General features: G+C 71.1%; 25 protein-coding genes, 1 rRNA gene and 1 pseudogene. 11 read left to right on the top strand and 16 right to left on the bottom strand.

Annotation, left to right across the window (positions count from 1 at the left end; all coding sequences use genetic code 11):
- Window positions 1-30: 30 nt before the first annotated feature.
- The gene (locus QQA02_RS05460; RefSeq protein ID WP_284773636.1) at window positions 31-1,119 is read left to right on the top strand and encodes a J domain-containing protein; all 1,089 of its coding nucleotides are present in this window, start codon (window positions 31-33) and stop codon (window positions 1,117-1,119) included.
- Between the two features lie 106 nt (window positions 1,120-1,225).
- On the opposite strand, the gene QQA02_RS05465 is transcribed toward QQA02_RS05460, so the two are convergent.
- The 4 genes from QQA02_RS05465 to QQA02_RS05480 form a co-directional block, all read right to left on the bottom strand.
- Complete coding sequence (locus QQA02_RS05465) at window positions 1,226-2,149, bottom strand: DUF5926 family protein (protein WP_284773635.1); 924 nt, start codon at window positions 2,147-2,149, stop codon at window positions 1,226-1,228.
- Window positions 2,150-2,212: 63 nt separating this feature from the next.
- A complete protein-coding gene (locus QQA02_RS05470) occupies window positions 2,213-2,950 on the bottom strand; it encodes a glycerophosphodiester phosphodiesterase family protein (protein WP_284773634.1) in 738 nt (245 codons plus the stop codon).
- 116 nt (window positions 2,951-3,066) lie between these two features.
- Window positions 3,067-5,004: a pyruvate kinase gene (locus tag QQA02_RS05475; protein WP_284863524.1), complete on the bottom strand. Its 1,938-nt coding sequence runs from the start codon at window positions 5,002-5,004 to the stop codon at window positions 3,067-3,069.
- Window positions 5,005-5,182: 178 nt separating this feature from the next.
- Entirely contained in the window at window positions 5,183-6,139 is a 957-nt protein-coding gene (locus QQA02_RS05480) for an L-lactate dehydrogenase (protein ID WP_284773632.1), read from the bottom strand.
- 321 nt (window positions 6,140-6,460) lie between these two features.
- Between QQA02_RS05480 and QQA02_RS05485 the strand changes: the two genes are divergently transcribed.
- Together QQA02_RS05485 and QQA02_RS05490 are read left to right on the top strand one after the other, a co-directional pair.
- Entirely contained in the window at window positions 6,461-8,404 is a 1,944-nt protein-coding gene (locus QQA02_RS05485) for an alpha/beta-hydrolase family protein (protein WP_284773631.1), read from the top strand.
- 11 nt (window positions 8,405-8,415) lie between these two features.
- Window positions 8,416-9,141: an HAD family hydrolase gene (locus QQA02_RS05490; RefSeq protein ID WP_284773630.1), complete on the top strand. Its 726-nt coding sequence runs from the start codon at window positions 8,416-8,418 to the stop codon at window positions 9,139-9,141.
- On the opposite strand, the gene msrA is transcribed toward QQA02_RS05490, so the two are convergent.
- Window positions 9,138-9,809 carry a peptide-methionine (S)-S-oxide reductase MsrA gene (gene msrA, locus QQA02_RS05495; protein ID WP_284773629.1) on the bottom strand — a complete coding sequence of 224 codons (672 nt, stop codon included), beginning with the start codon at window positions 9,807-9,809 and terminating at the stop codon, window positions 9,138-9,140. The genes QQA02_RS05490 and msrA overlap by 4 nt on opposite strands.
- Window positions 9,810-10,004: 195 nt before the next feature.
- On the opposite strand from msrA, the gene QQA02_RS05500 reads away from it, so the two are divergent.
- Both QQA02_RS05500 and QQA02_RS05505 read left to right on the top strand, forming a co-directional pair.
- Window positions 10,005-10,607 carry a superoxide dismutase gene (locus QQA02_RS05500; protein ID WP_284773628.1) on the top strand — a complete coding sequence of 201 codons (603 nt, stop codon included), beginning with the start codon at window positions 10,005-10,007 and terminating at the stop codon, window positions 10,605-10,607.
- A gap of 193 nt (window positions 10,608-10,800) precedes the next feature.
- A complete protein-coding gene (locus QQA02_RS05505; RefSeq protein ID WP_284773627.1) occupies window positions 10,801-12,570 on the top strand; it encodes a cupredoxin domain-containing protein in 1,770 nt (589 codons plus the stop codon).
- A 46-nt stretch (window positions 12,571-12,616) separates the two neighbouring features.
- Here QQA02_RS05505 and QQA02_RS05510 read toward each other — a convergent pair whose 3' ends face one another.
- Both QQA02_RS05510 and QQA02_RS05515 read right to left on the bottom strand, forming a co-directional pair.
- Window positions 12,617-13,393, bottom strand: a complete 777-nt coding sequence (locus QQA02_RS05510; RefSeq protein WP_284773626.1) for an LURP-one-related/scramblase family protein — start codon at window positions 13,391-13,393, stop codon at window positions 12,617-12,619.
- An 8-nt stretch (window positions 13,394-13,401) separates the two neighbouring features.
- Complete coding sequence (locus QQA02_RS05515; protein WP_284863527.1) at window positions 13,402-14,358, bottom strand: LysR family transcriptional regulator; 957 nt, start codon at window positions 14,356-14,358, stop codon at window positions 13,402-13,404.
- A 57-nt stretch (window positions 14,359-14,415) separates the two neighbouring features.
- Between QQA02_RS05515 and QQA02_RS05520 the strand changes: the two genes are divergently transcribed.
- From QQA02_RS05520 to QQA02_RS05530, 3 genes are all read left to right on the top strand, one after another.
- Window positions 14,416-15,708: an MFS transporter gene (locus QQA02_RS05520; RefSeq protein ID WP_284773624.1), complete on the top strand. Its 1,293-nt coding sequence runs from the start codon at window positions 14,416-14,418 to the stop codon at window positions 15,706-15,708.
- A gap of 171 nt (window positions 15,709-15,879) precedes the next feature.
- On the top strand, window positions 15,880-16,509 hold the full coding sequence (locus QQA02_RS05525; protein ID WP_284773623.1) for a DUF6474 family protein: 630 nt from the start codon (window positions 15,880-15,882) through the stop codon (window positions 16,507-16,509).
- Window positions 16,510-16,757: 248 nt separating this feature from the next.
- Window positions 16,758-17,099: a histone-like nucleoid-structuring protein Lsr2 gene (locus QQA02_RS05530; protein WP_284773622.1), complete on the top strand. Its 342-nt coding sequence runs from the start codon at window positions 16,758-16,760 to the stop codon at window positions 17,097-17,099.
- Between the two features lie 195 nt (window positions 17,100-17,294).
- Here the strand turns inward: QQA02_RS05530 and QQA02_RS05535 are convergent, their stop codons facing one another.
- Both QQA02_RS05535 and QQA02_RS05540 read right to left on the bottom strand, forming a co-directional pair.
- Window positions 17,295-17,933: a LuxR C-terminal-related transcriptional regulator gene (locus QQA02_RS05535; RefSeq protein ID WP_075664690.1), complete on the bottom strand. Its 639-nt coding sequence runs from the start codon at window positions 17,931-17,933 to the stop codon at window positions 17,295-17,297.
- A 158-nt stretch (window positions 17,934-18,091) separates the two neighbouring features.
- Window positions 18,092-19,378 (bottom strand): sensor histidine kinase, encoded by a 1,287-nt coding sequence (locus tag QQA02_RS05540; protein ID WP_284773621.1) that lies wholly within the window; start codon window positions 19,376-19,378, stop codon window positions 18,092-18,094.
- Here QQA02_RS05540 and QQA02_RS05545 point away from each other — a divergent pair.
- Complete coding sequence (locus tag QQA02_RS05545; RefSeq protein WP_284773620.1) at window positions 19,377-20,015, top strand: DUF2020 domain-containing protein; 639 nt, start codon at window positions 19,377-19,379, stop codon at window positions 20,013-20,015. The two genes, QQA02_RS05540 and QQA02_RS05545, sit on opposite strands and share 2 nt — an antisense overlap.
- A 10-nt stretch (window positions 20,016-20,025) precedes the next feature.
- On the opposite strand, the gene QQA02_RS05550 is transcribed toward QQA02_RS05545, so the two are convergent.
- Together QQA02_RS05550 and QQA02_RS05555 are read right to left on the bottom strand one after the other, a co-directional pair.
- Window positions 20,026-20,193 (bottom strand): hypothetical protein, encoded by a 168-nt coding sequence (locus tag QQA02_RS05550; protein ID WP_284863537.1) that lies wholly within the window; start codon window positions 20,191-20,193, stop codon window positions 20,026-20,028.
- Window positions 20,186-21,091 (bottom strand): annotated as a pseudogene (locus QQA02_RS05555) (class E sortase). The gene QQA02_RS05550 and the pseudogene QQA02_RS05555 overlap by 8 nt, the downstream one beginning before the upstream one ends.
- A 70-nt stretch (window positions 21,092-21,161) precedes the next feature.
- On the opposite strand from QQA02_RS05555, the gene yidC reads away from it, so the two are divergent.
- On the top strand, window positions 21,162-22,589 hold the full coding sequence (gene yidC / locus QQA02_RS05560; protein WP_284773618.1) for a membrane protein insertase YidC: 1,428 nt from the start codon (window positions 21,162-21,164) through the stop codon (window positions 22,587-22,589).
- Between the two features lie 45 nt (window positions 22,590-22,634).
- On the opposite strand, the gene QQA02_RS05565 is transcribed toward yidC, so the two are convergent.
- From QQA02_RS05565 to QQA02_RS05580, 4 genes are all read right to left on the bottom strand, one after another.
- A complete protein-coding gene (locus QQA02_RS05565) occupies window positions 22,635-23,288 on the bottom strand; it encodes a TetR/AcrR family transcriptional regulator (protein WP_284773617.1) in 654 nt (217 codons plus the stop codon).
- Window positions 23,289-23,571: 283 nt separating this feature from the next.
- The gene (locus QQA02_RS05570; protein WP_284773616.1) at window positions 23,572-23,832 is read right to left on the bottom strand and encodes a GlsB/YeaQ/YmgE family stress response membrane protein; all 261 of its coding nucleotides are present in this window, start codon (window positions 23,830-23,832) and stop codon (window positions 23,572-23,574) included.
- A 150-nt stretch (window positions 23,833-23,982) separates the two neighbouring features.
- Window positions 23,983-24,879 (bottom strand): universal stress protein, encoded by an 897-nt coding sequence (locus QQA02_RS05575; protein WP_284773615.1) that lies wholly within the window; start codon window positions 24,877-24,879, stop codon window positions 23,983-23,985.
- A gap of 181 nt (window positions 24,880-25,060) precedes the next feature.
- Complete coding sequence (locus QQA02_RS05580) at window positions 25,061-25,207, bottom strand: hypothetical protein (protein ID WP_284773614.1); 147 nt, start codon at window positions 25,205-25,207, stop codon at window positions 25,061-25,063.
- 139 nt (window positions 25,208-25,346) lie between these two features.
- On the opposite strand from QQA02_RS05580, the gene QQA02_RS05585 reads away from it, so the two are divergent.
- Window positions 25,347-26,339: a pseudouridine synthase gene (locus QQA02_RS05585; RefSeq protein ID WP_284773613.1), complete on the top strand. Its 993-nt coding sequence runs from the start codon at window positions 25,347-25,349 to the stop codon at window positions 26,337-26,339.
- A 150-nt stretch (window positions 26,340-26,489) separates the two neighbouring features.
- Here the strand turns inward: QQA02_RS05585 and rrf are convergent.
- A 5S ribosomal RNA gene (gene rrf, locus QQA02_RS05590) occupies window positions 26,490-26,606 on the bottom strand.
- Between the last annotated feature and the right edge of the window lie 12 nt (window positions 26,607-26,618).

Below are 26,618 nucleotides of genomic sequence, written 5' to 3' on the forward strand. Positions count from 1 at the left end.
CAGGCAGCACCCAGTAAAGGAACCCCGGCCATGGCCCACTACGACCTCTACGCCGTGCTCGGAGTGAGCCGCGGGTCCTCCTGCGACGAGCTCGCCGCGGAGATCACCCGCCGCCTGCAGACCGGGCGGGCCACCAACCCGGGCGGCGCCGACGAGCTGCGCGTCGCGCTGGCCGTCCTGGGCTCACCGGGCCGACGGGCCAGGTACGACGCCGTGCTCGACGACCCGGACGCGGCCCCGCTGACCCGCCGGGACATCAACGAACTGGCGTCCATGCCGGACCGCCCGGAACCGCAGCAGGACCGGTTCGAAGCACAGAGCGGGTTCGGACCGGTGGGTGGCGAGCCACAGCCCCAGGGCCGGTACAACCAGCAGGGTGCCCCGGGCGGCTGGGCCGGCGAAAGCGCGTCACAGGGAGGCTGGACCAACCAGTACACCGGCCCTCAGGTCCAGGGCGTGCAGACGCAGGGCTCATCGAAGACCGGGATCATCATCACCGCCGTGATCGGCGCGTTCGTGATCATCGCCGGCCTGGTCATCGCGCTCCTCGTGTTGGTCGTCGGCCGCGCGTCCGACGAGGCGGCGGACGAAGGCGACACCTCGGTCAGCGCCCCGGCGGAGAGCCCCACCGACTCCGGCGCGGCCGGTCCCGAGAGCGACTCCGCGGAGGCCTCCGGGGGCGCATCCGCCGACGGCCCGGACGAGGCCCCCGCGGGCGGGTCGGACCCGCGCGCGATGGCCGACGAGTTCATGGCACTCGACAACCGCGACGACCGCACCGCCTGGATCGAAGAGCACACGAACATGGACCTGGTGCACGAATTCGCCGGCGACCCCTCCGCCGACGCGATGTCCGCCCGGTCCTACGCCTCGATCCAGGCCGACGAGTACACCGCACTGGCCGACAGCGCCGGCGGCACCCCGACCATCGCCGCGGAATACCGCCTCTCCGAGAACGCCCTCAGCGACGCCGAGCTCGAAGCGGTAAGGAAGGAGTTCGGTGCCGACATCACCGACGCCTACCTGATCGAGTTCGAGGGCACCGGCGGCGAGGTGCCCGGAATCCTGTTCGCCGAGCACGGCGGTTCGTGGTACTTCCTGATCCTCGGCACCCCGTGACACACGCCCCGGCACGGCGCCGGCGACGCCCCTCGACCGGAAGACGCCGCCGGCCCGGCCCCGCGCAGGATGCGCGGACCGGGCCGGCGGTCGGTCTACCGGGTGCTTAGCCGATGGTGACCTGACGGGACTTGATGTTCTGCAGCTGCTTGCGCTCGTCGGCGGTCAGCCGGGCGTCGTTGTCGTACTCCGCCTCGATCGCGGTCTGGACGCGGGCGAGGTCCTCGCCGTAGGAGTCGGTGGCGCGCTCGGGGTCGAGGTCCCAGACGGGCACGACCAGGCCGTGGGTGCGGAAGACACCGGCGAACTTGGTCTCCTCCCCGAGCTTGAGCTCGCCGCGGGCGGCGATGCGCGCCAGCGCGGTGAGGACCTTGTCCTCCTCCTTCTCGGGGCGCATCCAGCGGATGTGGGCCTTGCCGGAGCCGGGGTTGACCCACCACACCGCGCCGGGCACGTCGGCGTCGATGCGCTCAGACGGCATGATCGTGGAGTTGGCCTGCTGGATGGCCTGGTTGACGGCCATGTCCGGGGTGACGCCCTCGGGCACCCACCAGGAGAAGTCGTCGTGGACGGTGATGTCCAGCTCGGCGTCCGGCGCGATCAGGTCGGTCAGCTGCGGCTGGGAGCCGTCGGCGGCGGTCGAGCCGAGGGCCTCGCCGCTGGCGGCGGTGCGCGCCCAGTTCAGGGCGTAGGCCAGGTCGCGGCCGGCGTTGTCGGTGCGCGACTGGACCTGGAGGGCCACCAGGGCCTCCTCGGCGTCACCCTCGCCGCGGACCACGGCCGCGCCGGCGCCGGGCAGCACGGTGACGATGCGCACGGGGCGCTCGGCACCGTCGACCGCCACGGTGGCGACGGCGGAGGGCACGAACATCTGCAGGGCGACGAGGTCGGCCTCGCAGGCCAGCCCGCCGAACGGGCGGGGGTCGCGGGCCAGCGCCTCGCGCTCGGCGGCGCGCTTGGCCAGCTTGGCCTGGCGGCGGCTCATGCCCTCGGGCAGGTTCTCGCGGTTCTTCTTCAACTTCTTCGACATGGGCACCAAGATACCGTGTGCCACCGCGCAGGCAGGGCGGACGCCCCGCTCAGTGCCGCCGGGTCAGTCGCGGCCGATGCTGCCCATCCCGGCGAGCATCCACATCGCCATCTCGGGCTCGTCGGTGACCAGCAGGTCCACGCCGTGGTTGGCGGCCCAGTTCATCTGCGTGACGTCGTTGACCGTCCACAGGTAGGTCGGCAGCAGCTTCGCGCCGATCAGCTTCGGGTGCTGGTGGGCGCGGATCAGCGAGAGCCCCATCACGTCGGGTCGGCCGATCTTCGGGTCGATCGGGTAGAGATAGCGCAGCACCGGCCGGCGCAGCACCACGCGCCCGATCTTCGGCAGCAGCCTGGCCATGCGCCCGATGGCGATCGGCGAGAAGGAGATGACGTGCATCCGCGGGTCCTCCGAGACGCCGTGGTAGCGCAGCACGTTGGCCACGGTCTCCTCGACCATCCGCCCGTAGCGCACCGGGTGCTTGAGCTCGATGTAGAGGTGCTTGGCCTCGTACTCCTTGACCATCTCGATCAGCTCGCCGAGGGTGAGGATCCGCTGCGGGTTCGTCTCGTCGCCCATGTTGAGCCCGCGCAGCTCGGCGAGCGTCTTGCCGGAGGTGCGTCCGGAGCCGTCGGTGCCGAAGTTGACCACCGGGTCGTGGAAGCACACGGCGTGGCCGTCGCGGCTGAGGCGGATGTCGGTCTCGACGCCGTGAATGGGCAGCTCAAGGGCTTTCTCGTAGGCCAGCCGCGTCAGTGGAGGGTACTTCCCGGCGTAGCCACGGTGCGCGATGATCTTCACACCCCCATCATGGCACCGTACGGCCGGTTTCGCCGACCGCCACCGCGCACTTGCCGACGCGTGCGTGCGCATCGCCGAGCGCGGGCCCCGGGAGCGTGGCGGAGCCATGCCGCCCGTCAGTGCTCCGGCTCGGGCACCCAGCTGTTGATGCGGCGCATGAGCATGCGGTTCTTGCGCTGGGAGCGGCCCAGCTTCGTGGACATCCGCGAGAGCACCTCGATGGCCTGGTTGATGTGCGGGCCTTTGTTGAGCATGACGGCCTCGGCGCGCAGCGCGAAGGCCGCGTCGGTGATCTCGGCGCGCGAGGGCAGCCCGTCCTTGGCCAGGTGCTCGAGGACCTGGGTGGCCATGATCGTGGGCACGTGCGCAGCCTCGGCGATGGCCATGATCAGCCCCGGCACCTCGGCCAGGCGCTCGAAGCCGAGCTCGACGGCCAGGTCGCCGCGGGCGATCATCACGCCGAAGTTCGCGTGCTGCATGCCGGCCAGCATGATGTCCGGCAGGCCCTCGTAGGCGGGCACGGTCTCGATCTTGAGCACCACGCCCAGCTCGCGGGCGCGCTCGGCGGCGGCCTCGTCGCCGGCCTCCTCGGCCTCGCGCACGATCGCGTGCAGCTCGGCGAGCACGGTGTCGACGTCCGCGCGGTCGCGGATGAAGGAGACATCGGCGATGTCGGCGTGGGCGGCGGTGAAGCGCAGCGCCGCCTTGTCCTCGTCGGTCAAGCTGGTCACGGGCAGGTCCGTGTCCGGCAGGTTGATGCCCTTGTAGGCGGCCAGGTTCGCCCCGCCGATCTTGGTGCGGGTGATCTCGAGGCGGACCTCGGTGAAGCCCCCGGCCTCCCCGTCCCCGCCCTCAGTGCCGGCGTTGGTCTCGCGGGCCACGCCCGCGATCACACCGTCGTCGAAGAGCACGCGGTCGCCGGGCCGGATGGCGCGCACCGCCTCCGGGAGGGTGCAGCCGATGCGCGGGACGTCCTGCTCGGCCGGGTCGACCGGGGCGGGGTTGTCGGTGAGGATCAGGGTGTCGCCGGTCTCGAGGCGCAGGCGCTGCTCGGTGGCCGGGATGCCGTGGGCGCGGGCCTTGACCCAGTCGTGCTCGAGGAGGGTGCCCTCGGCGATGTAGGCGTTCTGGCGGCCCTCGGCGAGCACCGCCGGGGTGCCCTCGCCGTCGGCGTCGGCGTGCACCTCGGAGACGGTGAAGTGACGCTTGGAGCCGCGGTTGTCGTGCAGGGTGATGCGGTCGCCGACGGCCATGCGCCCCAGCCACTCGGCGTCGACCTGCACGGGCAGCACCGGGCGCCCGTCGAGCTCCGGGGTGGCGGGCGCCGGGCGGTTGACCGGGCTCAGCCAGATGCGCGAGGGCGCGATGACCGTGCCGGTGGGCAGGCGCTTGACGCGGGCGCGGCCGACCTGCGGGCCGGGCACGATCGCGCCGGTGCGCAGCTTCGGGCCCGCCAGGTCCACGGCGATACGCACCTCGCGGCCGGCCTCCTCGGCGGCGCGGTGGACGTTGTCGACCATCCGCAGCCACACCGACTCGTCGTCGTGGGCGGCGTTGATGCGCACCAGTTCTGCACCGGTGGCGATGAAACCGCTGACGATCTCCGGGTCGTCGGCCGCCTCGGTCGGCAGGGTGACCATGATGCGCGAGTGCGTCTCGTCGAGCGCCGGGCCGAGCAGGCGGTCGGCGTGTTCGTCGAGGATCTCGTCGGCGCGGGCGAAGGCGTCGGCGATCTCGGAGTAGCGGTACTTGCGCGGCTCGTCGTTGAAGGCGCCGAGCGCCTGGCGGGCGGCGCGCAGCCGGCCCAGCACCGCCGGCTCGGTGGTCGACAGGCGGGTGGCGCCGAAGTCGGCGAGCCCGGCCTGCAGCGGGCGCAGGTCGTGGGTGCGCAGCTCCGCGTAGCGCAGCACGTTGAGCGCGCCGTCGCGGTGGGTGGGATGGACCTTCGCCAGCGCCTCGGCGTGGTCCTCGCCGACGTGCTCGACGGCCGCGATGAGGTCGTCGATGCGGTCGGTCAGCGAGCGCAGGTACTCCTGGTTCTCCGGGGCGTCCACGTGACTGCGGTCCTTCCCCGCCCGGTCCGGGCGGCATAGTGGGGTCTGACGTGGCTCATTGTGCATGCGTTCCGCGCACCCGGCATCTTTTGGCCTTCGTCGCGCAGCGGCGAAGGCCCCACGCCGCGCGGATGCACGACGTGGGGCCGACGGGGCGTCGTCAAGCGACGCGGGCGGGTTACTTGTCCTCGCCGAAGGTCTCGTCCATGACCTCACGCAGGACCTTGGCCGAGTGGGTGAAGCGCTCCATCTCGTGCTCGGAGAGCTCCAGCTCGACGACGCGACGGATGCCGCCGCGGTCGATGATGGCCGGGGTGCCGATGTAGATGTCCTCCTGGCCGTACTCGCCGTGCAGCAGCGCGGAGACCGGCAGGGCCACACCCTGGTTCTGGATGATGGCGCGGGTGATGCGGGCCAGGCCCATGCCGATGCCGTAGGAGGTCGAGCCCTTGGCGTCGATGATGTGGTACGCGGCGTCGCGGGTGTCCTCGAAGATCTTCTCGAGGCGCGGCTCCAGGTCGGCGTCCTTCTCCAGCATGCGGCGCATGGACACGCCGGCGATGGTGGCGGAGGACAGGACCGGCAGCTCGGTGTCGCCGTGCTCGCCGATGATGTAGGCGTGGATCGAGCTCGGGGCGGTCTCGTAGAGGTCGCCGAGCATGTAGCGGAAGCGGGCCGAGTCCAGGACGGTGCCGGAGCCGACGACGCGCTGCCACGGCAGGCCGGAGACCTTCCAGGTGGTGTAGGTCAGGATGTCGACCGGGTTGGCGGCGACCAGGAAGATGCCGTCGAAGCCGTTGGCCATGACGTCCTTGACGATGCCGGTGGTGATCTTGACGTTCTTGTCCACCAGCTGCAGGCGGGTCTCGCCCGGCTTCTGGGCGGCGCCGGCGCACAGCACGACCATGGCGGCGTCGCGGCAGTCCTCGTAGGTGCCCTTGGTCACGCGGGTGTGCGAGGCGGACCAGACGGCGCCGTGGTTGAGGTCCATGACGTTGCCCTCGAGCTTCTTCTCGTCGATGTCGATCATCGCGAGGTGGTCAACGGTGCCCTGGTTGACCAGCGCGTAGGCGTAGGCGACTCCGACGTCGCCGCAGCCGATGAGGACGACTTTGTTTCCGACGGTCTTGTTCATGGCGGCATCTCCCTGTTGCTTGGTTATCGCCGGGACGACCGCGGTTTCGGTGGAGTGCGGTGACTCCCGGCGGGCGGCCGCGTCGCGGCCGCTCGTTGTGCGTATGGGTTCTCGGGTCTTGGTGGCCCTGACGGTCCATCTGGCCCGGGCGCCGATCCCGTGGTCGGCGGCCCCGGCAACCGAGACCCATTATGCCCGAACATGTGGTTTCGCGCCCGTTTGGAGCCCGGAAAAATCCCGCACGGGCACGATTTGTGACTATTTTCACGCTTGACGACGCATGCCCGGCGCGCACACGGACCTTCTGCCAAGATTCACGGCATGGTGCACCGCCCCGCCGCGTCCCGTTCCCGCCGCGCCGAGGCCGCGCAGCGCCTGAGCGCCGCGACCCGCGCGGTCGCCTCCGCCGCCCGCAGCGCCCTCGGCTTCGGCGCGGGGCTCTTGCCCGGGGTGCGCTCGATGCCCGGCCAGGACCCCGACTCCGAGGGTCGGCCCACCGAGGCCGGCATCGTCGGCGCAGAGGTGGCCACCTGGCTGGCCCTGAGCCCCTCGCTCCTGCCGCGACCCTGGTGGGCCACGGCCACCAACCTCACCGCCGCCCAAGGCCTGGGGCACCTGACCGCCTCACTGGTGTGGTGGGCGCTGCGCCACGGCGGCGCGCGCCTGCCCCGCCCGCGCGGCTGGTCGCGGGTGCGCCCCACGGTGCTGGCCGCCGCGCACACCGGACTGACGGCCACGACGCTCGTGGCGCTGGGAGCCGCCCTGCGCCGCGGGCGCAGGCAGGCCGGCCTGGTGGGCATGCCCACCCCGCGCGGGCTCGCGCAACTGACCGCGGGCACCGTCGCCGGCACCGCCGGCTACGCCGCGCTGCTCCTGATCGGCGAGCTGACCCAGCAGGGCTTCGACCGCACCCGCGCCGGTCTGCACCGCGCCGTGCCCGTCGCCCCGCGCTGGGCCGCGGGACTGGGCGCGCTCGCCGCCGTCGCCGGGGCCTGGGTGCTCGTCGGCGACCGCGTGGTCGCCCGCCGCGTGCTCATCCGCATGGCGGAGCACGCCGAGTTCCTCGACCGCCAGACCTTCAGCGGGGTCACCCGCCCCTGGCGCGCCGAGCGCTCTGGCTCGCCCGTGTCCGCCGAGAGCTGGGAGTCGCTGGGCGCGGCCGGGCGGGCCAACACGTCCAACGGCCCGCGCGCCGCCGACATCACCGCCGTGACCGGCGTCGAGGCCAAGGAACCCGTGCGCGTCTTCGTCGGCCTGGCCGCCGTCGACGACGCCTCCCGCAGCGTCGGCGGGCCCGGTTCGAAGGAGAAGCTGCGCCGCGCGCTCGCCCCGCCGCCCGGCGGCGTGCAGGCCGCCGCCCGGCGCGCCGTCGCCGAGCTCGAGCGCACCGGCGGCCTCGACCGGCGGGTGCTGGTGCTGCACTGCTCGACGGGCACGGGCTGGATCCCGGACTGGTCGGTCGACGCCGTGGAGTTCCTCACCGCCGGTGACTGCGCGATGGCCTCCATGCAGTACACTTTCCTGCCCAGCCTGCTCAGCTACCTCAACGACGGCGCGCTGCCCCGCGCGGCCGCGGGGGCACTCTTCACCGAGGTGCGCCGCGCGCTGGCCGGGCGCGCCCCCGAGGACCGTCCGCGCGTCTTCGTCACCGGCGAGTCGCTGGGCGCCTACGGCACCGCCGACGCCTTCCGCGACCTCAACGAGCTGCTCGAGCTTGCCGACGGCGCGGTGCTCACCGGTGCGCCCACATTCACCCGTCTGACGCGCCGGCTCACGGAGGCCCGGCGCCGGGACACCCCCTGGCGCCTGCCCGTGGTCGGCGACGGTGAGCACGTGCGCTTCGTCGCCGACCCGAGCCACCTGCACCACGACTGGCGCGGCGACGACTACCCCAAGCCGTGGGCCCACCCCAGGGTCGTGGTGGCCCAGCACGCCTCCGACCCGATCTCCTGGTGGGGCCCGGCGCTCTTCCTGCGCCGACCGGACTGGCTGGCCGAGCCCGGCGCGCGCGGGCAGGAGGCCCCCGCCGCCCAGCGCCTCGACGTGCCCGTGCACACCCGCTGGGTGCCGTTGATCACCGGCTGGCAGGTCGCCGTCGACATGCTGACCTGTCTGCGCGCCCCCGGCGGCCACGGGCACAACTACCACGCCGAGTTCCTCGACTACTGGGCCGCGGTGCTCGACGACGCGGCCACCGTGGAGCTGACCGCCCCCCTGAAGGACCGGGCGGCGCGCTGGACGGCCGCCCACCAGCGGCGCGGCTAGAATCCGGGGGCATGCGAGCGATCCTCTTCGACCTCGACGGCACGCTGCTCGACCACGACGCCGCCGCGGCGGCCGCCTGCGTGGCTTGGGCCCGGGAGAACGACCTCGACGGCACCGACGAGCAGGTCATCTCGCGGTGGTCGGTGCTCGAGCGGCGCTGGTTCGCCGCCTACGAGCGCGGCGAGACCGACCACCTCGGTCAGCGCGTCGAGCGCGCCCGCGGCTTCCTCGGCCGCCCCGGGCTCACCCGCGACGAGGCGCTCGGACTCTACGCCCGCTACCTGGAGCTCTACCAGGAGAACTGGACGGCCTTCCCCGACGCGCACTCCTGCCTGGTGCGCGCGCTGAACTCGGGCAGACCCGTCGGCGTGCTCACCAACGGCCGCTCCGAGATGCAGGCCGCCAAGCTCGAGGCGACGGGGCTGGCGCTTCCCGGGCTGGTGCTGCTGGCCACGGTGGACGCCGGGGTGCCCAAGCCGGACCCGCGCGCCTTCACCGGGGCGCTCGAGCGCCTGGGACCCGAGGAGGGCGTGATGATCGGCGACAACCCGGTCACCGACGTGCGCGCCGCCGTCGACGCGGGGCTGAGCGCGGTGCTGCTCGACCGCAGCTGCGCGGGCGCGGGCCGCGACCGGGCCCGGCGCACGGGGCGTGCGGCCGAGACCGGCCACGACGACCTGCCCGCCGAGGCCTTCGTCATCGGCGACCTCGACGAGCTGACCTTCGCTAAGGCCTAGTTCGCGGGGCCGCAGGCCACGCCGGTGGCGTGCACCGGGCAGTAGCCGCCGGGGTTCTTCTCCAGGTACTGCTGGTGCTCGTCCTCGGCGAGGAAGAACTCGCCGGCCGGCGTCTCGGCCAGCGGCATGATCTCCGTGGTCACCGCGCCGAAGCCGGCGTCCGCCAGGCGCTCGCCGTAGGAGGCCACCAGACGGCGGGCGAGCGCGGCGTCGTCAATCGCGCTCTCACCCTCGGTGTAGATGACGGAACGGTACTGGGTGCCCACGTCGTTGCCCTGGCGGAAGCCCTGGGTGGGGTCGTGGGCCTCGAGCCCGGTGGCGAGCACCTGCTCGAGGGTGATGCGCTCGGGGTCGAAGACGACGCGCACGGCCTCGGCGTGGTTGGTGCGCCCGGTGCAGACCTCGCGGTAGGTGGGGTTGCGGGTCACCCCGCCGGCGTAGCCGACCGACGTCGAGACGACCCCCGGGGTCCGCCAGTAGAGTTTCTCGGCGCCCCAGAAGCAGCCGAGCCCGACGATCACGCTGCGCTGGCCGGGCTCCCACACACCGGTGATCGGCGTGCCCAGCACGGCGTGCGGGGCGGGCTCGGGCAGGACGGGGGCGTCGCCGCCGCGCAGGGCGTCGGCGGGGTCGACGAGCTCAGGGGTACGGGGAAACAGCCACGACATGCGCGCCAGGCTAGCACTGCGGACGGGCGCGCGGAGGCGGCGAAGTTAGCGATATTTGAAGTAATTAATCCAAGTTATTGAACCCTTGCACCGCCCACGGAAAGTCCTATCATGGGGCTCACGGCGCGCGGCGGACGTCACCGACGTCACGGCCGCGCCCCAGACAAAAGCAACCACGAAAGGACCGGTTAACCCATGGCTGTCTACGAGCTCCCCGATCTCCCCTACGACTACGACGCCCTCGAGCCGCACATCTCCGGCGAAATCATGCAGCTGCACCACGACAAGCACCACAAGACCTACGTCGACGGTGCCAACGCTGCGCTCGAGGCCCTGGAGAAGGCCCGCGAGGACGGCACGGACCAGAACACCGTGCGCGCCCTGTCCAAGAACCTGGCCTTCAACCTGGGCGGCCACACCAACCACTCCATCTTCTGGAAGAACCTGTCCCCGAACGGCGGCGGCGAGCCGACCGGCGAGCTGGCCGAGGCCATCAACCGCGACTTCGGCTCCTTCGAGAAGTTCAAGGACCACTTCTCCAACGCCGCGCTGTCCCTGCAGGGCTCCGGCTGGGCCGTCCTGGGCTACGACCACATCGGTGAGCGTCTCGTCATCGAGCAGATGACCGACCAGCAGGGCAACCTGTCGATCAACCTCACCCCGCTGCTCCTCCTCGACATGTGGGAGCACGCCTTCTACCTGCAGTACAAGAACGTCAAGGCCGACTACGTCAAGGCCGTCTGGAACGTCTTCAACTGGGACGACGTCGCCGAGCGCTACGCCGCGGCCACCAAGTAAGGCAGGCATTTAGGGCCTGATTCTTCAGGCCGCCCCGGAAACGGGACACGACCCCGCCGCGCACCACCGGGTGCGCCGGCGGGGTCTCGCTTTTTGTGGCGAGGTTGGCCGGGTGGCGGGGAGCCGGCGGCCGGGGCGCCGGGAATATTTAGCACTGTTGGAAACGTGTTAAACCGCGTCTAGGCTGGACACCATGCACAGCACGCACCCGCCGAAGGCCGCCGCCGAGACCTCCCCCACCCCCGGAATCGACCGCCCCGGCCTGCGTCGGGCGGTGCTCGACCAGGTCGGCAGGCCCGCGGCCGTCTGGCTGGCGGTGCTGGTGGTCGCGGGACTGGGCCACCCCTTCCTACCCGGCTACCGGTGGGTGCTCATTCACGCCTTCACCCTCGGCGTGCTGGGCAACTCGCTGCTGCTGTGGAGCGAGCGGCTCTCGGTGCGCTTCCTGCCCCGGCCCCGCCGCGGCGAGCGCACCGGCGGGCGGGAGCCCGGCGCGCCCCGGGCACGCACGGAGGCGACCCCGCGGCGGCGTGCCGCGCTGTTCAACCTCGGTGCAGCGGCCATGCTCGCCGCCGACCTCGCCGCCGAGGCCTGGGCGGAATCCTGGTCGCTGACCGTCTGCGGGGCGGGGCTGATCGCCGTGGCCGCCGTGGTCCAGGCCCTGGTCATCGCCGGGCGCCTGCGGCAGGCCCGCCGCTGCGGCAGGTCCCCGCGCACCGCCCCGGCGGTGGCAGGCTACGTGACCTCCTGGCTGCTGATGGCCTGCGGGGCCGCGGTGGGCGCGTTCATGTCCGCCGGACCCGACGGCCTGGTCAACCGGCTGCGCCCGGCGCACGTGTGCCTGATGGTCCTCGGCTTCGTGGGGCTGGCCGCCGCGGCCAGTCTGATCGTGCTCTTCCCGGCGCTGTGGCGGGTCAACAGGCTGCTGCGTCGCCCGTACCTGCTGCTCGGCGGGGTGACCGCCGGCTCGCTGCTGGCCGCGGTCGGGTTCGCGGCCGATCTCGCGCCGGTGGCGTGCGCGGGCCTGGTGCTCTACGCCGCCGGCTGGCTGGCGGGGCTCTCCGGCTGGCTGCCGGTCGCCCTGCGCGCGGGAAAGGCGAGCTACCCCTCGCTCTCGGCGACCTGTGCGGTGGTCTGGCTGGTGGTCATCGTGGCCTGGTACACCGTCGCGGTGGTCCGGGCCGGGGATGCGGCCGGGCCCGCCGCGCCGACCACCGCGCTGCTGGTGGCCTTCGGCGCGCAGCTGCTCTTCGGCACGCTCAGCCACCTGGTCCCCGTGGGGCTTCGCCACCGCGCCCCGGCGGGCACGGCCGTGGCCTCGGGCGGCGCGGTTTTCCGCGTCGTGTTGTTCAACCTCTCGTTCGCGGTGTGGCAGCTCGCCGAGAACTCCTGGCTGAAGGTGCTCGCCTCCTTCATCTGCGTCGGCGTGCTGGTCGCGGTGCCGGTGCTGCTGGTGCGCGCGGCGCGCGTGCAGCTCGCCGGGGAGGGCGCGGGGGACGGGGCCGGAGGTTCCGGCGACCGTGCCGACGGCGACTCCGGGACGTCCGGGGCCGCGGGCCAGGCCGGGCTGGCGGTGGCGCTCATCGCGCTGCTCATCGCCTGCTTCGGCGGGCTGAGCGGGGCTGCGGGCGCCGCCGGTCCGGGCGGCTCGGGCGGCTCGGGAGGGGCGTCGGCGCCCGCCGGTGACGCGGACGCGGTGCGGGTGGAGGTCACGGCCGGCGACATGGTCTTCTCCCCCGACATCGTGGAGGTCCCCGCAGGCTCCCACGTGATCCTCGAGCTGGTCAACGAGGACTCCACCGCCCACGACCTGGCCATGGCCAACGGGGCGCGCTCGGGCAGGCTGACCCCGGGCGAGTCGACGGAGGTCGACCTCGGCGTCGTGGAGGGCACGCTCGAGGGCTGGTGCACCATCGCCGGGCACCGCACCCGCGGCATGACGCTGACGGTGCGCGCCGTTTGAGCCGGCGTTCAGCCGTGGGCCGGTGCGCGCCGGCCCGGCAGCCGGTTCAGTTGTCGGCCTTGGCGCGGATGAGGTCGAGCACGACGACCCCGCCGATGACCGCGGCGCGCAACCAGGCCGGCAGCGCCGGGTCGATGTCGAGCCGGTAGCGCGAGTGGCCCAGGAAGGCGCGGCCCACGCCCGCCCACTCCCGGGTCACGCGCGCGGCCTGGCGCCCGTCGATCTCGAAGTTGAACTCGAAGCCGAGCACGTTGCCGGTCAGCTCCATGCTGTGCCCGCCGGCCAGCTCCATGCCGACGCGCGTGCGCAGGAAGCTCAGCTTGGTCTTGAGCTGGGCGAGCTCGTTGCCGTTGGGGTCGGCGAGGGTGAAGCGGTCGAAGCCGAACGAGATGACGTCGTCGACGAGCACGACCGGGGTGCCGTCCAGCTCGGAGACGGTCAGCTTGCGCGAGCCGAGGAAGGCGCGCGACAGCCCGGAGCCGCCGGTGATGATCTGGCCCACCGGGGTTCCCACGAGGTCCGTGACCTCGAAGTTGTTGCTCATGAACCCGGTGACCTGCTGGAACATCAGCGCGTTCTGCTCGAGCAGGCCGCCGCCGGGCCCGGGCTGACCCTGCAGCCCGGGCTGGTCGTGCGGGCTGTACTGCCCCTGGCCGTACTGGCCCGGCTGACCGGGGTCACCGTGCCGCTCCTGCCCGTACTGGTCCTGCGGCCCAGGCCGGCCCGGACCGTACTGCCCCGGATCACCCTGGTCGGCCTGCTCCCACCGGTTGCCCTCCTCCCAGCGGTTGCCGTCGGATCCGTTCGGTGTGCCCTGTGTCATGCGTCCGATCATCCCGCACCCGGGGCGTCGTCGCCAGCGGTGCCGACGACGAATCTGCGGAACTGGTCCACCGGCGGGGCGGGCCGGGTCTCGCGGCGCCACACCACGCCCAGATCGCGGTAGGCGGGCGGGTCCAGCGGGCGCAGCACCAGCCCGGTCGGCGCGAGGTAGGGGTCATCCATGGGCAGAAGGGCCACTCCGAGCCCCGCCGAGACCAGCCCGGTCACCGTGGTCAGCTCCATCGACTCGAAGACGAAGCGCGGCCGGAAGCCCGCCTGGGCTGCCAGCCGGTCGAGCAGGATGCGGGTGCCGTAGCCGGGCAGCATGCCGATGAACGGCTCCTCGGCGACCTCGCCCAGGGCCAGCGGGCGGCCCGCGGCACCGACGGCCAGCCGGTGCTCCTGCGGCAGCGCGAGGGCCAGGCGCTGGGCGCGCAGCGGGTGCCAGCGCAGCCGGTCGCGCAGCTCGGGGGCGGGTGCGGGTCCCACGAGCGCGACGTCGGCCGCCCCGCTGAGCACCCGGTCGACCAGGTGGCGCGCCGCGCCCTGGTGCAGCGCGATCTCGACGTTCGGGTGCGCCAGGCGGTAGCTGCGCAGCAGCCGCGGCACCAGCCAGGTGCCCAGGGAGTGCATGAAGTCCAGGCGCACGGTGCCGCGCTCGGGGTCCATCAGGCGGCGCACCAGGGCGGTGCCGCGCTCGATCTCGTGGCCGGCCCGGCGCGCGTGGTCGAGGAAGGCCTGCCCGCGCGCGTTGAGCGCGATGCGCCGGCCGTCGCGGTCGAAGAGTTCGGCGCCGACGTGCTCCTCGACGCGCCTGATCCGACGCGACAGCGTCGGCTGGGACACGCCCAACTGGGCGGCGACGTCCGTCAGCGACGCACGCTCGGCCACCGCGGCGTCGGCAAGCGCGAGGAACCCGGAGAGGTCGGTGAGCGTCACCTCGGACATGTCATTCACTTCCTGCATGGGTTAGCGCTGTTTCTGACATTTTACTCATGGGCGCGTGCCGGGCATGATGCTGCCATGGCCGCATCCAGGGACGAGCACGCACCGATTTCCGACGCCGCGCGCGACGCGGCGTCCCCGGCCACGCCCGAGGCGGGCGCGGACGTCGGCGACGGTGGCCTGCGCCACGGCACGACGGGCTACCGGCGCGCGACGCTGGCGATGCTGTGCGCGGGGCTGGCGACCTTCAACGCGCTGTACTCCACGCAGGCGATCCTGCCGACCTTCGTCAGCGAGCTGGGCATCGATGCCTCCACCGCCGCGCTGCTGGTCTCGGCGGCCACGGGCATGCTCGCCGTGTGCATCGTGCCGGCCTCGATCCTCTCCGAGCGCCTCGGGCGCGGGCCGGTGCTGATCACCTCGGCGGTACTGGCCTCGCTGCTCGGCCTGCTCATCCCCGCCTTCACGGACCCCGCGGTGCTCATCGCGCTGCGCGGCCTGCAGGGGGCGGTCATCGCCGGCGTGCCCGCGGTGGCGATGACCTGGCTGAGCGAGGAGATCGACGGCCGCGACCTGCCGCGGGCGATGGGCCTGTACATCGCCGGCAACACGGTCGGCGGGCTGACGGGGCGTCTGATCCCGGCCGGGGTGCTGGAGTTCTCCACGTGGCGCTGGGCGATGCTCACCGCCGCGCTGTGGGCCGTGGTCATGGCCGCGGCACTGTGGGCGCTGCTGCCCAAGCAGCGGTTCTTCCGGCCCAAGGAGATCCACGCGCGCTCCGAGCTGCGCGCGATGGTCGGCCACTGGTCCAACCCGCGTCTGGCGCTGCTGTTCCTGACCGCCTTCACGGGCATGGGCACGTTCGTCTCCCTGTACAACTTCATGGGGTTCCGCATGATCGACCGCTTCGGGCTCTCCGAGGCGCTCGTCGGCGCGGTGTTCCTGATGTATTTGTCGGGCACCTGGTCCTCGGCGCGCGCCGGCAACTACGCCTCACGCTTCGGCAAGGGCCCCGTCATGGCCGTCAGCGCGGCCTCCATGGTCGCGGGCGTCCTGCTCAGCGCGCTGCCGTGGCTGGCGGCGACGATCGCGGGCCTCTTCGTGTTCACCGCCGGGTTCTTCGCCATGCACTCGATCGCCTCGAGCTGGGTCGGAGCGATCGCCACCGAGAACCGCGCCGAGGCCTCGAGCATGTACCTGTTCTGCTACTACGTCGGCTCCTCGGTGATCGGCTGGGTCAGCGGCTTCATCTTCCTGAGCTTCGGCTGGTCCGGCCTGATCGCCTGGCTGACCCTGGGCTCGCTGCTGGTCACCACCGTGGCCGTGGTGCTGCTGCTCTGGCAGCGGCGGCACCCCGCCGAGGCGGCCTGACGGTACTCCCCCACCCGCCGCGGTCGCGGCAGCGTGCGAGTCATGCCCCGGACCGCGTGGATCCCCGGGTCGCGGTCGGAGACGGCGGGTAAGGTTGGGACGGAAACACCGCCCCGGCCCCTTTTTGACCCCGGGAAATTGACGCCGACTACCCGAAGGACTTCGTTCACCATGGGCATTCTCTCCTCCCTGCACAAGAGCCGCGTGCGCGCCACCGCCGAGATCAAGGCCGCCAAGAAGCGCGCGGCCAGTGAGGTCAAGGCCCGGCACAAGGCCGCCGAGCGCCGGGAGAAGCTCCTGGCCCGCCAGGAGAAGCAGCTGATCAAGGCCGAGCAGAAGGGGCTCAAGGCCCGGCGCAAGCACGAGAAGAAGATGGCGGAGAACCAGCTGGCCCAGATTAAGGCCGGCCGCTTCAGCAAGGACAAGGTCAAGCGCTGGGCCGGCGCCGCCCGCCTGCTGACCCCGCTGCTCATCCCGGTCGTCTACCGCGCCGTCACCGCCGGCCGCGAGCAGCTCGAGGCCCGCCGGGCGCGTCGCTACGGCGTCACCTCCGAGCAGCTGGCGCAGTTCTCCGGCTACGGCGCCTCGCTGAAGGCGCGCATCCAGGGCGTGCGCAACTCCGTCAAGGACGCCCCGCTGAAGTCCGGCTTCCGCGAGGACGTCAACAACCGCCTCGACGAGCTGGCCACCGCCGTGGACAACGCCGAGTACATGACGCCGGAGCAGCGCCGCCGCGCCCACGACGCCATCGGCCGCGACCTCGAGTCGCTGACCGACCAGGTGCACGCGAAGCTGGCCTGATTCACGCCCGCACCGCGAAGACGGCGCCCGCGTTCTGTTACGCAGAATGTCCCCTGTGACGGCCGGGGCGGGATTTTCCGCCCCGGCCTTTTTGTGATGCAATACCGCCTATTTCAAATTCCGGTGTATTGCCGAATGCCCACCAAACGTGCAAAATAAAAAACGATAGCGGAATTGGCGTTCCGGTCCTTACCCGTGGCCGATTCCGGAACATCCACGAAGACAATGGATTTATTGAGGTGAACCAATTGGCACGCAAGGAAGTCGTCCAGTACTTTGACGATCTCGATGACACTCCGTTGGACGAGAACACGATGAAAGTGATCCGTTTCAGCGTCAACGGCAATCACTACACCCTGGACCTCTCCCCTGAGCACGCGGAGGAGTTCCACAAGGTCCTCGAGCCCTACATCGAGAAGGCCACCCCGGTGCGCGCCGGCTCCAACAGCTCGAGCCGCCGCCGCAGCGGTGCGGCCCGCGGCTCGAAGGCCCGCGAGATCCGCAAGTGGGCCCAGGAGCAGGGCAAGAACGTCGCCGACCGCGGCAAGATCCCCTCCGAGATCATCGAGGCCTACAACGCCGCGCACTAAAACCGCGCGCATTAGTTAGACCCCGGCGCCGCGCCACCCGGCCAGCGCCACAACCACGTGAAAGCCCCGGTGCCGTTCCCCGAAAATAGAGAACGGCACCGGGGCTTCCGCGGCCTCTGACCCGGGCCACTAACTCAGGCCCTCACGCCACGAACTCAGGCCACCAACTCAGCGGTGCATAACCGAAGACAGGACTTAAATGACACCCTGTTCGCGGGCCTCGGCCACCGCCGAGGTGCGCGAGCGCACGCCGAGTTTGTCGTAGATGTGCACCAGGTGCGATTTCACGGTCGCCTCGGAGAGCATGAGCTCCTGGCCGATCTCGCGGTTGGAGTAGCCGGCGGCCACCAGCTTGAGCACCTCGAGCTCGCGCGGGGTCAGCGAGGAGCGCGGGGTGCGCACACGCGTCATCAGGCGGTCGGCGACCACCGGCGAGAGCGCGGAGTCGCCGTCGGCCGCAGAGCGCACCGCGGCGATCAGCTCGGCGGGCGGGGCGTCCTTGAGCAGGTAGCCCACGGCACCGGCCTCGATAGCGCCGAGGATGTCGGCGTCGGTGTCGTAGTTGGTCACCACGAGCACCTTCGGCGGGTGGCTCATCCGGGCCTTGATCTCGCGGGTGGCCTCGGCGCCGGTGGTCAGCTTGGTGCCCTCCACGCCGGCGCCGAAGCGCAGGTCCATCAGGATCACGTCGATGCCGCCGGCCTGGGCGGCGGAGATGGCCGCGTCGGCGGTGGCGACCTCCCCGATGACCTCGATGTCCTCCGCTCCGTCCAGGATGGCGCGCAGGCCCATCCGGACGATCTCGTGGTCATCGGCCAACAGCACTCGGATCACGCTTCGCGCCACGGCATCTCCTCACCTGTGTGATCGTCTGGGGCGGCCGGCCAGGCCGCACCCCGCGCCCGGGATCATTCCGGGCACGGGGGTACTTCTTTGGTTGAGTTTAGACACCCACCTTCAGTAGGCCAACCCCCGACCGGGGGAAGCCGGCGTCAGCCGCGCGCCCCGGCGCCGCCCGGCGCGCCGCCCGCCGCACCACCGGCGGCACCGTCGCCGGCGCCCGGCTCCTCCCCCTCGGCGACGGGCACGGACACCGAGATGGCGGTGCCGCTGCCCGGGCTGGACTCGACGGTCAGCGTCCCGCCGACCTCGGCGGCGCGCCGGCGCATGGCGTCGAGGCCCACATGCCCCAGTCCGGCCGGGCGCTCGGCGAGCGCCTCGGGGTCGAAGCCGTGGCCGTTGTCCACGACGTCGAGACGCGTCGCGTCGGGAAGGAAGCTCAGTGTGATGCGCGCGCGCGTGGCCCCGGAGTGCTTGACCACGTTGCCCACCGCGCCCTGGGCGACGCGCAGCAGCATCGCCTCGGCCTTCATCGGCAGCACGGCCGGATCGCCCTCGACGTCGACGTCGATGTCGATCTCGCCGCTGGCGCCGAAGCTGCGCGCCACCCGGCGCAGCGCGTCCTCGAGCGAGCCCTCCGAGAGGCTGGCCGGCTGCAGCGCGGCGATCATCGCGCGCGCCTCGGCGAGGTTGTCCTGGGCGCTCTGGCGCGCCTGGTCGATGCGCATGCGCACCGGCGCCTGGGCCTCCTCGTCGAGCCCGGTGGCCGCCAGGTCGCGCTCGGCGGCGTGCAGCAGCATCTGGATGCTGGACAGGCCCTGGGCGACGGTGTCGTGGATCTCGTGGGCGATGCGCTCGCGCTCGGCGACGATGCCGGCGGCGTGCTGGGTCTCGGCGAGCTCGTTGCGGGTGGCCATCAGCTCCTCGATCAGCTCGCTGCGCTCCCGCGAAACCTGCCACAGCTTCCGGTAGGCGACGTGGATGGCCACGACCACCAGCGCCGAGATGGCCGGGCCCACCACGCCGCCGAGGGTCAGCCCGTCGGGGATCTGGATCAGGATCGACATCAGGGTCGCGGCGACCACGGCGGCCACGCCGCGCCAGTCGTTGAAGACGGCCAGGTAGACGAAGAAGAGGCTCAGGATCAAATAGATCGAGACGTCGTTGACCGGCAGCATCAGCAGCCACACCACGCTCAGCGCGGTCACCCAGGCCCACTGGGCGAGCGCCGGCCAACGCGGCCAGTCGACGGTGCCGGAGAAGTAGACGAAGGTGAACGCTCCGCACAGCAGCAGGTTGAGCAGCGCGAGGTTGACCGGCATCTCGATGCTGGCGACCACCGAGAGGATCAGCACCACCGAGGTGAGGATGTACTGGCCGTTGCGCAGCCCCTCGCCCCCGGCAGCCTCGGGAGCGCGCCGCTCTAAGCTGGTGCTCATGCTCCGTAGCCTACCCAGGCGCCTGCCGCGCCTTTCCGCGTGCGTCGCACTCGGCGCCGTCGTCGCCCTCACCGCCTGCTCCGCGCAGGGCGGGCAAGAGATTGACGACGCCGCGCCCACCACCGCCGCGACCGACGTCGCCGTGGGCTCCGAGGGCGGCGCGGACGCCGCCGGCGCAGCGGCGCCGGACGGGCTGCCAGTGGCGGCGGACCCCGAGGTGCCCGACGGGCGCGACAACGGTGCCGCGTGCCCCTACCTCGACTCCGAGTGGGTGGCGCGCACCAACGGCCAAAAGGGCACCGGGCAGGGCATCGACGAGCGGTCCACCACCCCGGCCTGCGTGTTCTGGTCCTACGGAGAGGACCCGCAGCTGCAGGTCAGCGTGCGGCACATGGCCTCGCCGGAGGAGGCGACGGCCGTGGTCGACCGCGCCGCGCCGATCGAGAAGACGAACCCGGCCGAGGAGATCGACGGCTGGTCGGGCGGGCGCACCGGCGGTGAGCTCGTCGAGGCGCCGTGGGGTGCGCTCTACGCGGTGACCAAGGGGCCGACGGCCGTGGTCGTCTTCAGCGACCAGGCGCAGTCGGTCAAGGCCGAGGCGGTCGCCCGCGAGGTCATCGCCAACCTCGGGCTCTAGCCTCCGCGGTTCAGGAGACCGCGACGTCCTGGTAGGGCATCAGCGTGGAGCCCCACGGGAAGACGACCTCCATGAGCAGGAAGAACAGGCCGACCAGGATCGCCAGGGCCACCAGCGCCTTGATCGCCCTCGGGCCGGGGATGCGCTGCCACAGGTAGAGGATCATCGGTTCACTCACCTCCCTCGGGTGCGGTCTCGGCGGCCTCGTCGGGTGCCAGCTCGACGGGCTCCTCCGGTGCGGGCTCGGCCGCCGCGCCCGAGTCCCCCTCGGCCGCCGCGGGCTGCGGGGCGCCCGGCTTGGTCTCCACACCGGTGAGCATCCCGTGGATGATCATGCGCTCGGCGTTGGAGAACTGCGGGTGGCACGTCGTCAGCGTGATCAGCGACTCCAGGCCGTCGCGCTCGACGGCGCCCGCGACGCCGGGCAGCGGCTCGAGCACCGAGGTGTCGGAGGGCGTGGTGATCTGGCGGCCGAAGATCCCCGCGTAGTCGCCGGCGGCGACCCGGTCAACCTGCCCGGGCGCCAGGCACGCCTCCGCCGCGGCCCGGCGCCCCTCGGGGTCGGCGTCCATGGGCAGCACCCGGTAGGTGAAGACGGCCTCGCGGGTCTCGACGACGAGCTCGTCGCTGATCTCCAGGCGGCCCAGGTCGTTGAAGGGCGCGCCCTTGCCCACCCGGTGTCCGGCGACGGCGAAGTTGCCCGGCTCGCCCGGCATCTGGGTGCTCGGGTAGCGGCCGGGGCCGGCCTTGAGCGCGGCGTCGTCGGTGCCCTCGACCACGGCGAAGCGGAAGTCGGAGCCGAAGGCGGGCACGGTCAGTCAGGCGAAGGCGTCGCCGGCCTCGGGCTGGATCACCCGCCGCGGGTTGTCGCGGGCGGCCACCCAGGCGTCGTCGAGGTGGGTGCCCTTGTCGTCCTGCAGGCGGCCGGACTCGAGGTTGGTCCAGAAGGACTCGTAGAAGGCGAAGAGCAGACACAGCGCACCGACGATGACGAGCAGCTCGCCGCGGACCTGCCGCACGCTCAACCTGGGGCGCTCCCGTGTCGCCTCCGGGGAGTTGTGGCGGCCACGTATCATAGGTGAATTGTACTCCACCGCCGCTCAGGGCAACCGCCCCGACTCTCGGGCCTGAAGGGAGGTCCCCCGCGTGCTCGACGCGTTCGCGTACCCGGTCTCCGGGATCATGAAGCTGTGGCATCTGCTGCTGCACTCGGTCCTCGGGCTCGACGGCTCGATCGCCTGGGTACTCTCCCTGGTCGGCCTGGTCATCACGGTGCGCGGGCTGATCACGCCGTTCTTCTGGTTCCAGTACAAGTCGGGCCGCACGATGGCGCTGATGATGCCGGAGCTGCGGCAGATCAACGAGGACCTCGGCGAGCGCACCGACCGCAGCGGCGCGGCCGAGCACCAGCGGCGCACCCGGGAGCTCTACGACCGCTACAACTACAAGCCGCTGGCCGGCTGCGTGCCGCCGCTGATCCAGATCCCGGCGTTCCTCGGCCTGTACCGCGTCATCGTGCGCATGGCCCGCCCGGAGGAGGGCATCGACGCCGAGCACTCCGGCATCGGGTTCCTCAACTCCGACGACGTCGCCTCCTTCCTGGAGACCACGGTGCGCGACGTGCCGCTGCCGGCCTACCGCACGATGGACCCGGCGCTGCTCTCCGAGCTCGGCACCACCAGCTCGGCGGTCGCCCACTTCGTGCTGCCGATCCTGGTGCTGGCCGTCTCGTTCACGACGTTGAACATGGGGCTATCGATCTTCCGCAACTTCGAGCAGTTCAACTGGGACTCGCGCTCGGCGATCGTGATGAACCGCTTCTTCATCGGCATGCTCATCCTGATGCCGCTGATGCTCTTCAACGCCGGCTGGAACGGGCCGCTGCCCGTGGCGATCGTGCTGTACTGGTTCGCCAACAACCTCTGGACGCTCAGCCAGCAGGCGATCATGTACTTCTTCCTGCAGACGCGCTACCCGATCACCGACGAGTTCCGCGCCTTCCGCAGGGAACGCCGCGGCGCGCACAAGGAGCGCAGCGCGGAGCGCCGGCGGACCAAGTGGCGCCGCCGCGGCAAGCGCGCACTGATGTTCGTCGCGCCGTGGAAGGCCCCGGCGCTGCACCGGGAGCTGCGCGCGGAGAAGAAGGCGCACAAGAAGGAGAAGGCCGAGCAGAAGGCCCTCAAGAAGGTCGCGGCCAAGGCGCGCGCCCAGGCCAAGGGCCGCGAGCGCAGCTTCATGCGCGCGCAGAAGCTGCAGGCCAAGAAGGGGCTGACGGCCGCCCGCCAGTGGGCCGGTCCCGAGAAGGACGCCACGCTGATCCCCTACGACAGCGAGAAGTTCCTCGCCATGCACGCGGCCGCGCTCGAGGCGGCGCGCAAGAAGCGCGAGGAGAAGGAGGCCCAGGCCAAGGCCGAGAACGACAAGGCCGAGGCAGAGGGCGCAAAGACCACCGGAGAAACGGAAGCGCCCGCCGAACCCGCGGCACCCGCGCAGAAGGGCGGCCGGCACCGCGTGAAGAAGAGCGCCCGGCGCACCGACCGCGCGCAGCGCGGGCGCCATCGCAGGCGCGGCTAGGGCGCGCCGACGCCGACCAGGACGGCGTCGGAAATTGAGCTCCGGCTAGATCGAGTAGTCGGCCGGGGGCGCGGAGAGCAGCTGGCGGGCCAGGTCGCGCGCAGTGCGCAGGGGTGCTACGTCGCGCAGCAGGCGGGCGCCGGCCAGGCCGCCGTCGAGGAAGATGAGCAGCTGGTTGGCCTGGGAGGCCGAGGGGTAGCCGTTCTTCTCGTCGAGAAGCGCGGTCAGCGTCTCCTGACACCAGCGGCGGTGCGCCATGACGGTGGCGACGATGAGCTTCTCGGAGTCCGTGTCGGGCCGCGGGTACTCGTTGGCGGCGTTCTGGAAGTGCGAGCCGCGGAAGTTCTCCTTCTCGCAGTCGTCGATGCACTGGTCGAAGAACGCGAGGATCTTGTCCTCCGGGTCCGTCATCTCCTTGGTGCGCTCGGCCCACGCCTCGCGCCAGTTCTTGTCGAGGTTCTCCAGGTACGCCACCACCAGCGCGTCCTTGGAACCGTAGAGCGAGTACAGCGACGCCTTGGCCACGTCGGCCTCGCGCAGGATGCGGTCGATGCCGATGACGCGGATGCCCTCGGTGGTGAACAGGTTGGTCGCGGAGGCCAACAGGCGCTCGCGTGGGCTCGGCCGCGAGCGGCGCCGGCCGGTCTTACGGCCCGTTCCCGTCGCCTTCTTCTTTTTCGTGGTGCTCGAGGTGGCCACCTGGCTGCTCGTCCTTTCGGGTGTGGTTTCCGTCGAATCCGTGCACCACCATACTAGACAAACCGGTACGTTCACTTCATTTGGTGGGGGCGGTCCACACCCGTGAGATTGACGACGTCGCGGGCTGCGGCCCCGGCGCGTCCGTGCGGCGGGGGTGGAAGTCGCGCGGGGCGCACGACCCGGGCGTCGCGCAGTCCGCACCGACCCCGCGCCACGAAAAACCCGCCGGGCTGGTGCCCGACGGGTTTCTGTCCCGAGGCGGAATGTAATTCCGCCGACGGTGCTACTTCTTCTTGGTGAAGAACTGGACGATCGACAGCAGGATGACCGCGCCCAGGAGGCAGGTCAGGAAGCTGAAGAACCAGCCCGCCGACTCGACGTCGAAGAAGAAGCCGAGCAGCCAGCCGCCGATGAGGCCGCCGACGACGCCGACGACGATGTTCAGCAGGAGGCCCTGCTGAGCGTCGGTGCCCTTGATCTTGGAGGCGATCCAGCCGGCGAGGCCACCGATGACGATCCAACCGATAATTCCGAGACCCAGCATGATGAGTATCCTTTGCTCTGAATTGTTTTATTACGTGTGCGATACATTGACCGCCCGCCCCAATGGTAAACGCCGCCGATCCCCGTTTCCAGGATCGACGGCGTTTGGCGCGATTAATTCATCGAACCGTTATACCGGCACGCTGAGCGCCTAGTGGGTGTCCGGGCGGACCACCATCATCGGGCAGGGCGCGGACTGCAGCAGGGCGCGCGAGGTGGAGCCGAGCAGCATACCCTTGAAGCCGCCGCGGCCGTGGGAGCCGACGACGAGCAGCTGGGCGCCCTCGGCGGCGTCGACCAGCGCGCGGATCGGGCGGTCGCGGGTGATCAGCTTCTTGACGTCGACCTTCGGGTACTTGGCCACGAGGTCGGCGAGGCGCTCGTCGAGGAGCTGCTGCTGCTCGCCCTCGATCTCCTCCCACTGCTGCTGGGCGGCCGAGAGGCCGGCCAGGGAGGCCTGGACCTGCATGTCCATCCAGGTGTGGACGGCCACGAGCTCGGCGCCGCGGGCCTCGGCCTCGGCGAAGGCGAATTCGGTGGCCTTCTGGGAGACCTCGGAGCCGTCCACGCCGACGACGACGGGGCCGTACTTGGTTGTCTCGTCGACGTTGTTGTCCTCACGGACGACCACGACCGGGCAGGAGGCGTGGGAGACGACAGCGGCGGAGACCGAACCCATCACCATGCCGGACAGGCCGCCGAGACCGCGGGAACCCATGACGATCATGGTCACGGACTTCGACATCTCGAGCAGCATGTCGATCGGGGAGCCCTCGGCGACGGTGTGGCCGATCTTGATGTCCGGGGCCGCCTGGTGGGCGATCTCGCGGGCCTCGTCGATCTTCTCCATGGTCTCGGCCTGGAGGTCGTCGAAGAGCTCCTGCGGCGGGACCATGCCCTCGGCGTAGAGGTACTGCGGCATCGTGTAGCTCGAGGCGAGGCGCAGCGGCACACCGCGCTTCATGGCGGTGTTCGCCGCCCAGCGGACCGCAACGTGCGAGGCCTTCGAGCCGTCGACGGCTACGACGATGATGTCTTCCTGAGGCATCTTGATCGACCTTTCTGTGAGTCGAATGGTTCTCGGTGTTGTCCCGGTCGCTCATCCGACGGAGACGACCGCGTCTCACACTTTCAGTCTACATTCCGGGGGTGACGGATGTTGTCGATGGCATTGCCCACACGGGGTAGCCCGAAGGAACCCCGTCACCACGGGGGATGCGGCCGGAGTCCTACTCCGGGATGACGACCTCGTGCGGGGCCTCGGAGTTCGCCGGGTAGAGGAACTCGTAGACGGCGGTCAGGAACCGGCCGATGACCTGGCCGAGGTCGGTGGAGAAGAACTCGACGATGGGGGTCAGAATTGCGTTAAGATCCATGCCGACAATGGTACTACACAGCGACGAACCTTATCCGGGCTCAACGGCCCGGGATCCGGCGACGCCGGGGAAGGACGGGCGTGCGACCCCCGGATCGACGCCCGCCTCCCTCCCCCGTCGCCGAAGGAGATCGGCGCCGTTGCCGCCGCGCGACGGGCTGACGGCGAGCCGGCTGCGCGTGCCCGAGGGCCGCACGGTGACCGCCTTCGAGCTGGTGAGTGCCGCGGTGCGCGGGCAGCGCCACCGCCACCCCCATGACGACGAGACGGCCGTGCGGGCGCGTTTCACTCGCGGCGAGGTGGTGCTTGCCGACGCCGCGCCGCTCGCCCCAGACAAGGAACTCACCGCGGGCACGGACGTGTGGTTCTACCGCATGCCCGCGCCCGAGGTACCCGTACCGGGCAAGCTGAAGGTCATCTACGCCGACGATGACGTCACGGTGGTGGACAAACCGCCGTTTCTGGCGACGATGCCGCGCGGCGCGTACGTGACCGAGACGCTGGTCGTGCGGCTCCGCCGGGCGACCGGCAACGAGGAGATCACGCCGGCGCACCGCCTGGACCGGGCGACCTCGGGTCTGGTGCTGTGCACCAACCACCGCGAGATCAGGGGCGCCTACCAGGGGCTCTTCGAGTCCGGACAGGTGTCCAAGACCTATGAGGCCGTGGCGCGCTTTGACGCGGGGCTTGCGGCACGACTGGGCGCCGGCCTGCCGGCCGCGCGCGAGGGCCCCGACGGTGGAATCGTGTTGTCCAGCCGCATCGAGAAGACCCGTGGGGTGCTGCAGGCCCGTGAGGTGCCCGGGGAGGTCAACGCCGTGACCGAACTGGAGTCGGTTGTCCCCTTCGCGGGAGACCACTCGATCGTCGACGGATCCTGTCGTCCCGAAACCTCCACCCGACCTCCTTGGGGCGTCTACCGCCTCCATCCGAGGACCGGAAAGACGCACCAGCTGCGGGTGCACATGAACTCCGCCGGCGTGCCGATCTGCAACGACCCGCTCTACCCCGAGATCCGCCCCGACGGCTGGGGCGAGTTCGACCGCCCGCTGATGCTGAAGTCGGTGGAGTTGTCGTTCACCGATCCCCTGAGCGGCAAGCCGCGGGTTTTCCGCACCGCAGGCTGGAATTAAAATCCGCCTCAAAAAACGAATGCGAAATAGCGCGCAATACCCCGGTTCACCATTGAAATCCAATCGGAGAAAATATGCGCATACGGAAAAGCACCCGTCACCGGTGATAACCGGCAACGGGTGCTTTCCTTATACGTTTTTGAGTTGTGGTGTCGGCGGTGACTTACTCTCCCACACCCTCCCGAGTGCAGTACCATCAGCATAGGCGGGCTTAGCTTCCGGGTTCGGAATGGGACCGGGCGTTTCCCCACCACTATAACCACCGACACGACCAAAACC

This window comes from Corynebacterium sp. MSK006 (assembly GCF_030232385.1).
GTDB classification, from domain to species: Bacteria; Actinomycetota; Actinomycetes; order Mycobacteriales; family Mycobacteriaceae; genus Corynebacterium; species Corynebacterium frankenforstense_A.

What these genes read in the sequence shown, in the direction of transcription:
- QQA02_RS05510 (WP_284773626.1), bottom strand. Translation starts at nt 13,393, where the DNA reads ATGACACAGGGCACACCGAACGGATCCGACGGCAACCGCTGGGAGGAG.
- msrA (WP_284773629.1), bottom strand. Translation starts at nt 9,809, where the DNA reads ATGTCGTGGCTGTTTCCCCGTACCCCTGAGCTCGTCGACCCCGCCGAC.
- QQA02_RS05515 (WP_284863527.1), bottom strand. Translation starts at nt 14,358, where the DNA reads ATGCAGGAAGTGAATGACATGTCCGAGGTGACGCTCACCGACCTCTCC.
- QQA02_RS05575 (WP_284773615.1), bottom strand. Translation starts at nt 24,879, where the DNA reads ATGCCTCAGGAAGACATCATCGTCGTAGCCGTCGACGGCTCGAAGGCC.
- QQA02_RS05480 (WP_284773632.1), bottom strand. Translation starts at nt 6,139, where the DNA reads ATGAACAAGACCGTCGGAAACAAAGTCGTCCTCATCGGCTGCGGCGAC.
- QQA02_RS05500 (WP_284773628.1), top strand. Translation starts at nt 10,005, where the DNA reads ATGGCTGTCTACGAGCTCCCCGATCTCCCCTACGACTACGACGCCCTC.
- QQA02_RS05580 (WP_284773614.1), bottom strand. Translation starts at nt 25,207, where the DNA reads ATGGATCTTAACGCAATTCTGACCCCCATCGTCGAGTTCTTCTCCACC.
- QQA02_RS05465 (WP_284773635.1), bottom strand. Translation starts at nt 2,149, where the DNA reads ATGTCGAAGAAGTTGAAGAAGAACCGCGAGAACCTGCCCGAGGGCATG.
- QQA02_RS05460 (WP_284773636.1), top strand. Translation starts at nt 31, where the DNA reads ATGGCCCACTACGACCTCTACGCCGTGCTCGGAGTGAGCCGCGGGTCC.
- QQA02_RS05525 (WP_284773623.1), top strand. Translation starts at nt 15,880, where the DNA reads ATGGGCATTCTCTCCTCCCTGCACAAGAGCCGCGTGCGCGCCACCGCC.
- QQA02_RS05485 (WP_284773631.1), top strand. Translation starts at nt 6,461, where the DNA reads ATGGTGCACCGCCCCGCCGCGTCCCGTTCCCGCCGCGCCGAGGCCGCG.
- QQA02_RS05545 (WP_284773620.1), top strand. Translation starts at nt 19,377, where the DNA reads ATGCTCCGTAGCCTACCCAGGCGCCTGCCGCGCCTTTCCGCGTGCGTC.
- QQA02_RS05505 (WP_284773627.1), top strand. Translation starts at nt 10,801, where the DNA reads ATGCACAGCACGCACCCGCCGAAGGCCGCCGCCGAGACCTCCCCCACC.
- QQA02_RS05490 (WP_284773630.1), top strand. Translation starts at nt 8,416, where the DNA reads ATGCGAGCGATCCTCTTCGACCTCGACGGCACGCTGCTCGACCACGAC.
- QQA02_RS05520 (WP_284773624.1), top strand. Translation starts at nt 14,416, where the DNA reads ATGGCCGCATCCAGGGACGAGCACGCACCGATTTCCGACGCCGCGCGC.
- QQA02_RS05570 (WP_284773616.1), bottom strand. Translation starts at nt 23,832, where the DNA reads ATGCTGGGTCTCGGAATTATCGGTTGGATCGTCATCGGTGGCCTCGCC.
- QQA02_RS05540 (WP_284773621.1), bottom strand. Translation starts at nt 19,378, where the DNA reads ATGAGCACCAGCTTAGAGCGGCGCGCTCCCGAGGCTGCCGGGGGCGAG.